The sequence below is a fragment of the Vibrio olivae genome, assembly GCF_042428525.1.
Classification (GTDB): domain Bacteria; phylum Pseudomonadota; class Gammaproteobacteria; order Enterobacterales; family Vibrionaceae; genus Vibrio; species Vibrio olivae.
The window spans coordinates 805,341-820,530 of sequence record NZ_JBHMEP010000001.1 but is presented as its reverse complement, the minus strand read 5'-3'; the positions used below and the strand labels follow the sequence as shown (position 1 = coordinate 820,530).

3 protein-coding genes are annotated in these 15,190 nt (G+C 46.0%); all 3 read right to left on the bottom strand.

The features are described from left to right. Positions 1 to 275 precede the first annotated feature (275 nt). Positions 276 to 1,529 (bottom strand): hypothetical protein, encoded by a 1,254-nt coding sequence (locus ACFFUV_RS03785; protein WP_390189808.1) that lies wholly within the window; start codon positions 1,527 to 1,529, stop codon positions 276 to 278. Positions 1,530 to 1,550: 21 nt separating this feature from the next. Beyond that, the gene (locus ACFFUV_RS03780) at positions 1,551 to 3,206 is read right to left on the bottom strand and encodes a hypothetical protein (protein WP_390189806.1); all 1,656 of its coding nucleotides are present in this window, start codon (positions 3,204 to 3,206) and stop codon (positions 1,551 to 1,553) included. A 588-nt stretch (positions 3,207 to 3,794) separates the two neighbouring features. Then, complete coding sequence (locus ACFFUV_RS03775; protein WP_390189804.1) at positions 3,795 to 14,990, bottom strand: tandem large repeat; 11,196 nt, start codon at positions 14,988 to 14,990, stop codon at positions 3,795 to 3,797. Positions 14,991 to 15,190 lie beyond the last annotated feature (200 nt).

The following is a 15,190-nucleotide window of genomic DNA, read 5'->3' as shown; positions in this document are numbered from 1 at the left end:
GAGATGACGTTAGTTGAGCATCAGGCTTGGCGAGGGAATCCGAATTTTCTAACTGACTATTTACCCCCTGTAAGCGCCCACTTGAATCACTGATATAAATCGGCGCTTGATTTTGGCTACTGCTTAAATCTTTTTGTGCTTCACTCTGATTATTCGGCAAAGACAGCATATAGCCAGGTAATGGGTGCAACCCATTACCTGCTATCGCCTCACCAGAAGGCCCGGTAAGTTGCCCCATCAAATAGAGATTAATCGCCTTAATCGTTTTAGAGCTATTAGTAGTCATAACCCTGCTCCTTTAAACGTGCTTTGGCTTTATTTAAATCTTCATAACTAACCGGAGGATATAAATACTGGCTCCAGTTATTATCGTCTATATGTTCAATGACATAACGACTAAAAGATAAACCCATATCTTTGATAATCTCCCATTCCCCATTTTTAAAGTAGCGATAGTTGTATCCCATTTTAACTACAGGGCTAGTTTTCGTGGCATTAGGGGTATAACGAGCAAGGCTGGAAAAAGCAGTTGAAAGAAACCAAGACTCTTTAGGATTATAATGAACAAGTACAGGATTTAGAGTGACTGATGCATTTCCTACGTGCTTCGCGGGAATTCCTGGAATATAAATATCAGAACCGCAATTAAATGCATCACCCATCCAACTACCATTAGGCCGACATTGATATTCATCTGGTATATAATCGCCGTAATCAACGATTTTCAAACTGTCTAAGTCAATAACCAGAGTGTTACCACACGTTTTGATATCCGGCTCAAAGTTATCGACAACATAGCTGCCTCGGCAAGAAAACCATCCTCCTCCATTACGTTCTAACTGGACATACAGTCGGTTATCTTTTCGGCTTAGAACTTTATTTGTCCAATCCCCCTCTAACGCCATACCCGCAATATCGCCATATGTATCGTCTAGGGTGGTGACTTGTTTACTTGGTAACATCACTTTAATTAAAGAGTCAGAATGTGAGATAACAACTTGTGAACTATCCGGATGCCAAAGTACGCGTGTAGCAGACTGAGACACTCCTTTAATAAAGGTCTTTTCTTTAGTCTTTAAATCATAAAGCACCAAGCCCCCTTTTTGTGGCACTAGTACATAGCGTCCGTTAGGCGAGCGTGATATAAAACGCGAATAATCCGCAGACGTCCCAAACGTAACGTGGGGCGTTAAACCCACTTCTCCTTCGGGGATCAGTAGTTCAAGACCTGTACCATCAATACCTGCAGCCCAAATACTAATTTTTGATTTGTCGTCATTGGGCACGGTAAATAAAATTTGTGGCACTTTTAAATCTTCATTATGCCAATCTCCCACAACTGGGGTTGAGGGCAGATCAAACTTATAAGTGTGACTCCACGTATCCGACTGACCACGTAAAATACGTAATTGATTTGCAATTTGGTCAATACGACTTTGCTCTTTTATATACGAATAGCCTAAGTAACTACCAATAGAAACCAATGCAGCAGCGACGACGCTTAAGCCTAACTTTGTTGTTTTTTTCATAATCAATCCAATATCGAGGCGCTATAGCGCCCAATCTGTAAAAATAGTTTGGAAGTTTTGATATTCTTTCTCAGGGATAGCTTTTACATACGACTCTTCCAACGCCACTGGCTCTGGAGCCTCCTCAAATTCCGGTGTTGTAAACAGCTGCTGATAAGTCACTTGGCTAAAGATCACTTGCCGGCTATCCGGGTCTAAATCATTCACCAACGAAAAGGTAAACTCGCCATCAGCAGGCAAACCGCTAATCAAGGTTTGTTGCCAGTCGTGTTCAAGCCCCGATACATGCTCTAATTCAAACGCTTCACTGTAGTCGCTGTTACTATCGATAACATACAGCGTATTTCTGGCGGTTAATTTTGATGTACCCACATCGAGCTTAAAGAAAAGCCCGCTATTTTTCCCATCAACATACGCCACTACGGTGTTACTGTTATCAAAGCTGCGCACCACGGTTTGCTGGGCGCTTAGCCACGGCATATCGTCTTCGGTAACGGCGTGAACGATCGCGCTGACCACATCTGAGGTATGTTCTTGAGCAGAAAAGATTTGCGAATCACTGTAAATGGACAGCTCATCAAGTGGTGTACTGGCAGCAGCGAGTTTATCAGTATCTGATTCCAGCGCCTCAATTTGACTAAAGCGCTTTTGTTTGGGTGAGAACATCAGCTTTAAGCCAGTCTCTTGCTGTTGCACTTCTCCGGCGATTTTGTAAGGCATCCAAATATGTGGCATGGCAAATCCGTCTGCCACTCGTGGAATATTTCGTGGCTGCTCTTTTTGCTGCTCTTCTGCTTCAAGTTGACGGTAATACTCAACGTCAATGTCTTGGTAATAGCCTTTTTCGGTAATTTCCAATTCACGCCAAAGTTTGTTGTTCCAAAATACGTATAAGTAGCCGCCTTGAAGCTCAGAGGCCTTGGCTTTATCCAAACTGCTGTCGAGGTAGGCAAGCGGCCTAACCGGCACCAGCACGTTATCCCACTCATCCATTTTGGTGTCTTTATCGACGGGGGTTAAATCTTCTGCCAGTTTAAGCAAAATGGGGGTTGGCTGGCCTGGGCATGGAATGCGGATGTAGAGCGTTTTTGGTTCGTTCTCTAGGTCTTTAAATGTCGCCAAGCTGCGGTGTTTATGATCATGGTCAACTCGACTGACCGTGACTTTTTCTTTTTGCGCTTCTGTTTTACCGAGCATTAAGCACGCCGCGTTGCTTGGCCACTGACCAGCAAATTCCACCACAATTTTGTGATCAGGCGATGGCGTCACTGGCGTGTACGTCATGACGCGTGGCAACGGCACATCATCCGTCACCATTTGATAAGCGGCTTTATGCACTTGGCCGGTTTGTGAACCGGAAACACTTTCGATTAAAGCTGCGAATTTGGGCGTGGCTTTGAGCTGAGCTTGTGAGATCGGCGCTTTTCGATTAAGCGGCGATGTTGCCACCCACTGAGCACTGCTAAGTTGGTTATTAATGGCAATAAAAAGGCTGTGAAGGTCTTTTTTTGCAGAGGGCGCCAACTGTTCGGAAAGAGATTTAGGAAGCTGACTTAATACGTCTGATAATTTTCGCATACGCGAAAGCTGCCCTATACACTCATCAGGTGTAAGGACAAATTGGAGCTCATTTTCCGTTAACTTAGAGCCCGGTATAAATTTGCAAACTAAATGCATGTAACGTCTCCACAACCAATATTGGTAAATTTATGGCTGCGGTGATTTTAAGCTGATAAGGCTTAGATATTCGATTTGGTAAAATGGATTCTACTGGCAAAAATTAATTGCATCAACCAAAGAATGATGTCTTTATGGATAGTGAATATACCTAGCTATATACGGTATATAAATAATAGAAGTGAGCTTGAAAAGAAAAAGAAGTGGGAGTTTTCACTCCCACTCAATGTAACTAAATACGTTCTCGTCTTCGAATCAATTCGGTTCAGTAATCATATAGTTACCAAAGGGTTAGGTAACATGCCGTTACCCAAGCAGGACGTCACCCCGTACTGGAGCGAGTGGGTGCACTATATATTAATCGATTGGAATCGCAATCTGACATATACCCAGGTAGAAACAGGCTTTATAACACTATTCATGCCCCATAATATTAAGTTAGTCGGAGCAGTTAGTGATTCGCACTATTAAACTAATCATTTGCTCTATCACTAAAGAAATAGCACCGATATTAAATATTAAAAAATGATACATTGATCCCAAAATTTATTTTAAACACAAAAAAGGCGAGCTATTGCTCGCCTTTTCCTATGCTGCTAACTGCCAGTCTCTATGTTTATTTTTATCTCGATCTGTGTTTATTTCAAAAGTTGAATTCATGGTTATCACCTCTCCACTCGAGTTTTTATTAAAGCTCTGGGAATCTTGAGCACTTAAGCCCGATTGGTTCACACCATCAACGCTGATGTCAATTGTATCGTCAGCCAGTTCGCTCAAATCTAAAGAGACACTCCAAGTTCCATCATTTTGAATTTGTGCCTCGCCAGACACCTCCGCGTTATTCACATCTGTCGCGACTACGTTAACAGTGATACCTTCGTCAAAATGAAGGCTAGTACCACTTATTTCAACCGCACTTGCATCATCGGTTATATCGCTTGGCGCGTTAATCGTAATGCTCGGCGTCGGCGTGATTAACAAGGTTTTCGTCGACGTCACATCTTCACCTTGATTACCAAACGCATCACTATAGCCTGAAATTTGTAAATTTAACTCGTCACTTTGACTATCGAGATTTGAAACCGTAATTGTACCTTGCCACTGAGAGCTTTCTCCGCCAAGGTTTTGCCATGCAATGGTTTCACTGCCTAACATTGAACCTGTCGGGGCACTCACTGCTTCACTGAAGGTTACGTTGACGGTCACTATTTCACCTTCACTAGCACTTTGCGGTGAAATAGTGGTACTTGCGTCATTCAGTGTCGGCTTAGTTTGTTTTAGTTCAAAACTACCAGTGACGCTTTCTGCAGTTGCTTCAACGTGGTTACTACCGCTTACGGTGATGGTCACTGTGCCATCACTAAAGTTTTCTACATGGGCAACGACCGCCCAACTGCCGTTATCTTCCACGTTGGCAGTGAAGTCTTCGCTTTGGCTGCCATTGCTGACTTTGACATTTAACGTATCACCTTGGCTAAAGCGGGTGCTAGTACCGGAAATGGTCACTGCGCCGGCATTGCTGCTGTTTACATCACTGACGTCATTCAACGTAATCGTTGGTGTGATCAGTAGCTTTTGCGACGCGACTGTCGATGCACCACTGTTGCCTGCTTCATCGCTAAAGCCTGCAATGATGAGTTCAAGCTCCTGAACATCGCCGTTCAAACTCGGCACAATGTAGCTGCCCGTCCATGTGGCACTTTCGCCACTTTGGCTCGTCCAGCTAATGCTGTTACCACCAAGGGTTGATGCACTTGGCTCGCTCACTGCTTTGTCAAAGTTTGCAGTGATGGTGACTTCATCACCTTCACTGGCCATTGCCGGTGACATAGACGCGCTGCTTAGTTCTGGGCTGGTTTGTTCCAAGGTAAAGCTGCCTGTTGCGCTCTCTGCTATCGCGCCAGCTTGGTTCGTACCACTCACCGTAACGTTTACAGTGCCATCGCTAAAGCTTTCGACATTAACATTGGTCGCCCAACTGCCGCTGGCATCCACACTGACGGATTCCGTAATCTCTTGACTGCCATCACTGACTTTAACGCTTAACCTCTCGCCTTCGATAAAGCGGCTACTGGTACCGGAAATGGTCACTGCACCGGCATTGCTGCTGTTCACATCACTGACGTCATTTAACGTAATCGTTGGTGTGATCAGCAGCTTTTGCGACGCGACTGTCGATGCACCACTGTTGCCTGCTTCATCGCTAAAGCCTGCAATGATGAGTTCAAGATCCTGAACATCGCTATTCAGGCTCGGCACAATATAGCTGCCCGTCCATGTGGCGCTTTCACCGCTTTGGCTTGTCCAGCTAATGTTATTGCCACCAAGGGTTGATGTACTTGGCTCGCTCACCGCTTTATCAAAGTTTGCAGTGATGGTGACTTCCTCACCTTCACTGACCATCGCCGGCGACATAGACGTACTGCTTAGCGCTGGGCCGGTTTGTTCCAAGGTAAAGCTGCCTATTGCACTCTCTGCTGTCGCGCCAGCTTTGTTCGTACCACTCACCGTAACGTTTACAGTACCATCGCTAAAGCTTTCGACATTGACACTGGTCGCCCAACTGCCGCTGGCATCCACACTGACGGGTTCCTCAATCTCTTGACTGCCATCACTGACTTTAACACTTAACGCCTCGCCTTCGATAAAGCGGCTACTGGTACCGGAAATGATCACCGCCCCGGCATTGCTGCTGTTTACATCACTGACGTCATTCAACGTAATCGTTGGTGTGATCAGTAGCTTTTGCGACGCGACTGTCGATGCACCACTGTTGCCTGCTTCATCGCTAAAGCCTGCAATGATGAGTTCAAGCTCCTGAACATCGCCGTTCAAACTCGGCACAATGTAGCTGCCCGTCCATGTGGCACTTTCGCCACTTTGGCTCGTCCAGCTAATGCTGTTACCACCAAGGGTTGATGCACTTGGCTCGCTCACTGCTTTGTCAAAGTTTGCAGTGATGGTGACTTCATCACCTTCACTGGCCATTGCCGGTGACATAGACGCGCTGCTTAGTTCTGGGCTGGTTTGTTCCAAGGTAAAGCTGCCTGTTGCGCTCTCTGCTATCGCGCCAGCTTGGTTCGTACCACTCACCGTAACGTTTACAGTGCCATCGCTAAAGCTTTCGACATTAACATTGGTCGCCCAACTGCCGCTGGCATCCACACTGACGGATTCCGTAATCTCTTGACTGCCATCACTGACTTTAACGCTTAACCTCTCGCCTTCGATAAAGCGGCTACTGGTACCGGAAATGGTCACTGCACCGGCATTGCTGCTGTTCACATCACTGACGTCATTTAACGTAATCGTTGGTGTGATCAGCAGCTTTTGCGACGCGACTGTCGATGCACCACTGTTGCCTGCTTCATCGCTAAAGCCTGCAATGATGAGTTCAAGATCCTGAACATCGCTACCCAAGCTCGGTACAATATAGCTGCCCGTCCATGTGGCGCTTTCACCGCTTTGGCTCGTCCAGCTAATACTGTTACCACCAAGGGTTGATGTACTTGGCTCGCTCACCGCTTTATCAAAGTTTGCAGTAATGGTGACTTCATCACCTTCACTGGCCATCGCCAGTGACATAGACGCACTGCTTAGCTCTGGTCGCGTTTGTTCTAACTCAAGGCTCGAGGCGACTTCATCCGCGACCGCTCCAAGTGCATTGATACCATTGACGGTCACAGTGATCGTGCCATCTTTCAAGCCTGATAAGTCAGCTTGCGTTGACCAATTGCCGCCGTCGCTTACCGTTGCTTGAGCGGTAACTTGGTCGTTTCCATCAGAGAACACAAGGTCTAGGCTGTCATTAGCATTAAAACGCGTCGATGTTCCTGACACACTCACCGCTGAGACATTTTGTGAATTCACATCAGGCAATGAATTTAAGCCAATACTAGGCGTGATCGCTAGGCTGTATTGGGTATTCTCCGCTCCCACATTGCCCACATCATCACGAAAATTACTGACTGAGACTTGTAGCTGGTTGCTGCTGGTACTTGGCACGCGAACTTGACCTGTCCATTGGGTTCTGTCGCCATTTGACGTCAGCGAATTGATGCTGGTATCCCCAAGGCTAACCTCTGGCGACGCCACCGCTTTATTAAACGTCAATTGCAGCGTTACGTTCTCACCAATTTTTTGGTAACTCGGCGTAAACGTTAACCCATCGAGAGTTGGCAAAATGCCATCTACATTAAGCGTTAAGCTATCCCCCTCACCTTCAATGGTGTTGATGCTTTGATAGCTTCCGGCTGCAACGGAAATTTGAACATCTTGCTCGATATCTTGAGGCGCTTGATACGTGACCGTAAAACGGGTGTTATCGGCGGTATTCCAGGTTGCCGATAGTAAAGAGCCGACTTTACTGATATCACTTGCACTCAAATGCACATCAGAAATATCGAAACCTTCTACTTGTTCAGAGAACACAAACGACAACTCCACTTCTTCGCCCGCCGATAATGTCCCTGATTGACTAGTGGTGATATTCAGTGTCGGCACCGATGATTCGGCAACCTCGACTGATGATGAAGCCGATGCGGTTTTGTTTGCCGCATCCGTTGCCAAAATGCTGGCGGTGTAAGACCCTGCCTCCACGAGGTAGTGATACACATACAACTGGCTTTCACCATCTTGCGGCAATTCTGCTTGCTGAACGGAGAATGTTTCACCGCGACTATTGGTCAGCGTTGGCGTGACATTGCTCAGGTTAGCATCGCTGACTGTCGCAGAAACCGTGACTTCATATTTGCCATCTTGTGGCACAGCTGATGCTTGAACCGCCGCGACATTCGAGACTGTTGGTTGACTGAAATCGACGATCGCGCTTAAGCCACGGCTATCAACCTCGTCGCCACTGTAAAGATAACCTTGAGTCTCACGGCCGATTGAGTCTGTTACCGTGATTTTGAGATGATAAATCGCTTGGCTGTCCGTGTTTAAAGGGAAAGAACCGTTCGCGGAGGTTCCCCCATTAAAACTGCCAGACTCAACGATGTTACTCATTTCATCCGATTCTAAACTCACCGTATAGGTTTGTGCTTCAATGGCGACTGAATTGTTGGCACTTAGAATAAAGTTCTGAATTGAATCAGAGAACAGCAGCGCACTGTTGACCATTGATACATCGCTATCCAGCGTTAGCGTAATTTGAGGGCGAGACGTATCCACGACGATGGTTTTTGTGGTGGATAATCCCGCTAAGTCGGTTGCTGTGATATTGACACGTAAGCTATCCATCCCTTCAAGCTGTTCGGCATCCAGTTCAATGTAGCTTGCGGTGTTATTGACATCCTGCTGTTTATTGAACGTAAACTCCGGACTGAATGAGCTATAACTGACCGTTTCAATACCGCTGCCACTGTCGTCGATATCAAAACGGAAACGTACCTTGCCTTGATTTTCTGAAGAAGTCGAAACCGTTACGTCGTCACCAATGGTTGGCGCGGTGTTGTCAATTTGCAGGTTGATTGAATCAGTAGCGGTTTTGCCCCAAACGCCTTGCGCGGTAACACGGACTCGTACAGATGTGCCATCAAGCTCTTCGGATAAATCATTGCTAAAGGTAAAGCAGTTGTAATCCGGATCATCATCACAGCGCTCAGCCGTACTGAACAGATTCGAGTTTTGTGATTGAGAGTAATCGGTATTACCGACGCGCACCGTAATATCATCAATACGTGAGTTTTCGTACACTTTCACTCTAAACGCTAAGTTCAAGCGCAAGCCAACATTGTCACTGTCACTAATGATGCTTCCTGTTGCTGGATCCGTAATGTCCACATCTAGGCTGCCCGTTGGAATCACCAACTCAATATTCTGCGTTTCAGCCGTATTACCTGCAATATCACGCAGGTTACTGATTTGGAAGTTTTGCTGGGTACTCAAGCCATCAATCAATGAATCGTACAATTGCGTATACGTACAGGTTGTCACCGAACTGTTGGTTGGCGTCGTACAAGTTTCCGGTGTGAACGCCACATTGCCGTTAACTTTAGTCAGTGTTGGCACGGTATTGTTTTCGTCGGTGTAAACACCGGAGAGTACATCACTAAACGCAAGACCAAAGCTCAACATTTTTTGGCCGTCGCTGTTCTTATAGATGTTTTCGCCAGTAAAACTGTACGCACTGCCATCATCCACCACCGGCGCATCGATATCCATCATATTGAAGTTAAACAAGCTGGTAGATTCTTTACCATTGGTCCCTGTTACACGAGCCACCAGGGTGACGTTGTCACTCATATTGCGATCGGTCGTCACATCACACCCATAAGGTGGCTGCGAAACGTGAATCACCCCGGAGTACGCATACGAGTTGTCCGCTGGTACGTCTCCCGCGGTGTGATTTTCACGAACCCAACATTCGATCGTCGATGGCGCGACTTCGCCTTCCACATTGAACACCACACTTAAATTATTATTGGCAATATAGCTTTGGAAGTTGCTCGGGCTAGCGATAGAGAGCTCAACACCTTGACGCTGGACACTAATGGTCGCGTTCTGCACGCCGGGCTGACGAGCACTGGCGTCGGTATAACGAGTCTGGTTATACACGCGGATTTCAATGTTATAGCTACCATCAAGCTCCAGCTTCGAAGCAGAAAGACGCGCTTGCCAGCTACCATCTTGTTGCTCGACAAAATTAAAGCTACTGGCTTCTGAAGAAACTTCACCAAGGTAACGATAGGTTGCTTCAATCGAATCCACACCACTGACGTCATCAATATCCATGGTAATCAAAATGTCGTCATCACGCGTGATCGCCTGACCAATATCGGATTCATCGGCGTACGTCATTTTATAGCCACTGATGGTCGGGCGAGCGTTATTCACGTTAACCGAGAACTCTTGCTGTTTGGAATTACCCCGATTATCGGTCGCCTCAATTCTCAACGTGTGCTGTCCATTGGTTAGCCCAGTTAAGCTTATGACTTTGTCTTCGCCGATATTAATACCCGCGACACCATCTAATGGCGGCGTATCGGTGTACATCCAATACTGCATGTTGTCTTGCACCCCTTGGGTGGAAGAGATGGCTGACGAGCCGCCCGTTTCAAACAAGTCACGTGCAATCACGTCAAAATCGTAAGAGCTTAGATAGTAATCTTGATCACTAAAGCCATTGAGTGAAATGGTTGGGCCATCTCGATCAATCATGACCTCACGAGAGTTTGACTCAGAAACAAAGCCGTAGATGTCGGTCGCTTTAACCACTAGGTCGGTTCGTAAATTACCCTCTTCAAGCTGAATTTTGTCGGTATCGGAGCTGGTCAATGACATTGAAAATGGGTTACTGGCATCCGTTGGGCGAATCACCTTAAGCGGCGTATCATAACCCACTTGATAAAGCGCAACTTGCTCGACGCCAGAGTCGTCCAAGGTAGACGCTAAGTTGACAGAAAATGCACGGCCTAACAGATAACTTTCACCAGAAACGGAATCTTTGGCCCAAGGAGAATCAAAGGCAATGGTTGGTCCTTGGTTATCAACTTTAAAGCTAAAGGTACCTGTGCCACTTTCATTGGCCGGGTAAGCACTATCTTTTGCCGTCACTGAGAAGATGTTAGTCGCATCATAATCAAATGCGTCCGCGACCAATTGCACCGCTACATCCGGCTGATCGCCAACTAAATAAGGCTGATCACAAACCTCAGATTCAGGGTCACACTTCGTTAACTCAACGGTTTGCCCTGAGCCTCGACGCAGGCTTATTTTGACTTCACTGCCGGGAGCGAGATTGCCCCACTCAATATCCGGCGTCCAGCGTTCATTACCGCCCAAACGGGTTTCAATCGCTTGGCCATTCACCACTGGTGGCTCAGAATCAATATGAATATTAAAACGCGGCGCATTACTGGTAACCTGAGAGACCGAGTTACCTAGGTTATCTTCCGCGCTGACGACGACGAGCCAATCACCATCACCAGGGTTAATAGACTGCTCGCCGTTCTCACACGCACTCTCGTTACACAACCGTACTTTAAAGGTGGTTTCACCATTGCTTGAGAACTTCTCATAGGTGTATGAAGCGCGTTCACCGGTCGGTTTGTAGAACACCAACCCACGAGACTCGAGTTTATCCCCGACTTCATCTTGAATATTAAACGTCAGTTCATGGACGTTATTGGTATTAAGATAGGTGTCCTCTGACAACGTGTCGCCATCGATGTTAAGTGGGGGTTGGTATGTCGCGACTGGGTAGTCATTATCAACATAAAACGACTGAACATAAGCAAACTCACCGTTGTAGCCGTATGACTCGCCGTTGTTATCCATTGCACTGATGTTTAACGCAAATTCGACAATATCAGGCAAGGCAGCCGATTGAGAATCAAGGGTAAAGTTATACACCTTTTTATAATTGGTACTGCTGCTTGCGTCTTGATTGATCGATACATTTGCTAAACGTTTTTCATTGATCGAATCATACCAATATGGCACGAGATCAGGCGCATATTCACCGCTGGCAACAATGCCCGATGGATCTTCAATCGCCACTTGAGCGTTAATACTGCCTGCAATATAAATTCGATTATTTACCGTTTCGTAAGTTCGACCAGATGCAATCGTCACCGTTAGTTCTGGTGGAGTTTTATCAATACTTTCACCTTCATAGTCAAACACACCGCTCCCATTGAGCATTGGATTCGCCTTAGAAATATCATCGGCGTATAACTGAGCTAGGTAAGAGGCAACATCGTAATCAAAAGTCACTTTATCGAAATAAATTTGCGCCAAATCAGTGCGATAGGTATCTGCGCTAAGTTGGTAGCCATCAAGCGATAAATTTACACCATCAATACCGATGCCATTGGCTTTGCCGTCGTAACTGAAATCACTGTAGAAAGAGGTTGCAAAATTGGCTGAGGTATTTCGCGGCGTGTCTTCTGCCATGGTCGCAATCGATTCAGCAAGAAAACGGTGTTGGTATTCGTCGCCAGGATTCGACGGAATTGACTGTTCTCGTAATAATTGATTGGTGGCGTAAGGCGTGCTTGCTGGATCAAAGCTAAAAAAGGCACTGCTGTTAGTACCGAACACGGCGGAATTGACTTTATTCAGTGTATCCACCGCTTTCGCGTTGGTTTTGTCGCCACTTCCGACTTGATCCCACAAGTAATCAAACAATCCGGTTTGATACACTGAAAGTTCAGTAATGTAGAAAGTTTGTGAGCCATCAAGTTCAAAATAAGCGCCAAAATTAGCGTTGCTTAAATCCACATTTGCACGGTTGCTGTCATTATCTTGCCATTGATAGTAGTAAGTATTGCTGTTGTCCGTGCTGATTAAGCGAACCCGCATAAAGTCATAGTTGACTACATCGGTCGTGAGGTCACACGACGCGACGTCATAAGCCAAAACACCAATAGACTCGTTTTGTTGCACTGTGCTACAACTCGCGAGAGAGGTAAATGAACCATTGGCACTGAGCCCTTCAAGTTGAGCACGGGCATTGATAAATGGGGTAACAACGGTAATCGTTGGTAAATCAAAGGTACTTCTAAAATACACGTTTTCATGAGGGCTTTCGTTGCCAGATTCATCTTCGGTATAGATAACCAAACGTTGACTGCTGTCTTCCGATACCGATGTAAAGTCGGGACCAAAGATATCGCGGCTGTAAGGAATATAATAAATCACGCGATTTACTGAGCCATCGTCATCTCGCTCTATGGTCTCATGCGGAATTTTACTCACCACCTCATCGGTTGATGCCACAGTTGAAGTTGAATTTTTAAGCGTATAGTCACCGTCATTATTTTCACTGACATAGTAATCGACGACTATTTTGAGGTCCTCGGCAGAGGAACCAATGACTGACTCACCGCTCGGGTCACTCACCACCACGCGAAGGTAAGGAATGTTATTTTGATTAAGCAAATTGACGTTAAAGTTCGCCATATCGACATCATCAATCGTCGAAGCAATTCCATTGGCACCATAGCTGTAATCGATTTTTAAGTATCGGTCTGCGCCAATTACCGTGTCTGCACTATAAGTGGACTCGTTATATTCACCTTGAATTTCTGAGCGATTCTCACCGTCTGATGCATCGATAAAAGGAAACGTAGTGTTTTGTGGAAAAGTGATGGTTTGGGTAGGCGCGGTATCATCGCGGCTGACGCTATGAGTATACGTCCCAACGTTACCTTCACTGTCAGTCGCTTTAATCGTAAACAGCGTATTCGATGTAAAATCTTCTGTTGGATAGGGTTTACTGAATTCACAGGTACTGCCGATTTGTGATATCACAGGTGTGCAATCAGCGGCGTCATCAGTACCACCTTTAAATGACACGGTCACAGAAGTAATGTCTTCTGCCGCTTCTTTTACGGTTGCGCGCAGCACATACTCAGTGAGTGTATTGTTGATGGTGCTGGCCGAAGTAACATCAATAACTGGTGCTTGGTTATCCCAGCTAAATGGAATTTCGATGCCTTGATCTTCATACACGGTTAACGCATTGCCCAGTACGTCACTGGTATAAAGGACGACTCGCGCCGCGGTAACGTTCGTTAAATCATCCTCATCAAGAGACACATGATCCACTTGGGTGGTATCAATGATCACATGAACCTGGGTTTCGCGAACGCCACGCTCAAAATCCGTTAAATCTAATCCGCAGTAACCAACAGGCGCTGCATCCGTCAACTCACACGGTTCAAGTTCAGACCACACACCATCCAATTGATACTGAAGGTAGGCTTCAACGTCATCGACACCGATGTCATCACTAATCGTGACATCCATTTGATCAATATCGGCCAAGGTATCAGAATCGGTGCGAGTGGCGGTAGGAGGCACTTCATCAATCGTGACTTCATCACGAGCAGGAATAACGCCATCATCCCCTTCTCCACCTAATGCATTGATTTTCTTGCTGAACGTCTCGTAATCTGATGCTACCGTACCGGAAATATTCAATGCCGGGTCGTTGACCACGATCAGCACGTGCTGCGCAAGCGTATTGGTGTATAAGTCACTGCTGACGCGAACTTGCCCATAAGAAAGCGCCATTGGTAAACCGTTTGCAGCATTGATGGCTTCACCATCTAGCAAACCATCGGCAATGATATCTTGGTGCTGAAGGTAAGCTAAGTTTGCCGACGTATACACATTTTCGGTATCGCCATGGGTATCAATAAGATCCTTGGCAAGCGAAGAGTATGCAAGCAACAGTGCGCCATACTGGTGGCCGCTCGTCGCATAACTGCTTTGACCACCGCGGGTAATATCAATCGGCGTGGTGCCATTCACGTCAAAACCATACATCGTATTGACCGTTTCCAGCGCGTCGCTGACCGCTTTACTATCGTCCACCCCTTGGGCGATTTGATATTCTGCTAATCCCGCAGCAAGGTAACTAAGCGGAGTAACCATCAGGCTTTCATCATCACCTTCTGAATAGTTAATCACACTATCAAAACGCAGGGTATTACCATCGCTTTCTGCTACTGTTGCGCCGGTTATCGGGTCTTGATACGCACCGCCCTGAGCGGTGATCAATAACGGACGTGAGGAAGAATCAATAGATACGGAGTATTCACCAAAGGCATTGGTTTTGGTTCGCGCTAATAGTGACCCTAGGTTACCGTTGTCGTATTCCCATACACTCACTTCTGCACCAGATATCGGTGCATCATAAACGTAACCAGAAATACTTCCGGTAGCACGAGATGGCGGAGAGCTATCGCCTCCGCCGCCTCCACCACAAGACGTTAATATAAATAAACTAGCCAGAGCGGAATAGAAAGATGATTTATTGTATTTTATGGGCATGATGATGACGTAAAAAAAACTTTTCGCCGATTATATGCTCGAAAATAAAAATCTCAATCTGGCAAAAAAACGACTATTTTACGCATAAAGAAACCCCAAACAGTCATAATGCCTATTGGGAGTTTAGGTGGGATAGTTTAATTAAACATTAATCTAGTTAAACTATGACTTTGATATTAACTGGGATGTACAATATTTTA

Coding starts and splice junctions, on each gene's coding strand:
- ACFFUV_RS03780 (WP_390189806.1), bottom strand. CDS start 3,206: ATGCATTTAGTTTGCAAATTTATACCGGGCTCTAAGTTAACGGAAAAT.
- ACFFUV_RS03775 (WP_390189804.1), bottom strand. CDS start 14,990: ATGCCCATAAAATACAATAAATCATCTTTCTATTCCGCTCTGGCTAGT.
- ACFFUV_RS03785 (WP_390189808.1), bottom strand. CDS start 1,529: ATGAAAAAAACAACAAAGTTAGGCTTAAGCGTCGTCGCTGCTGCATTG.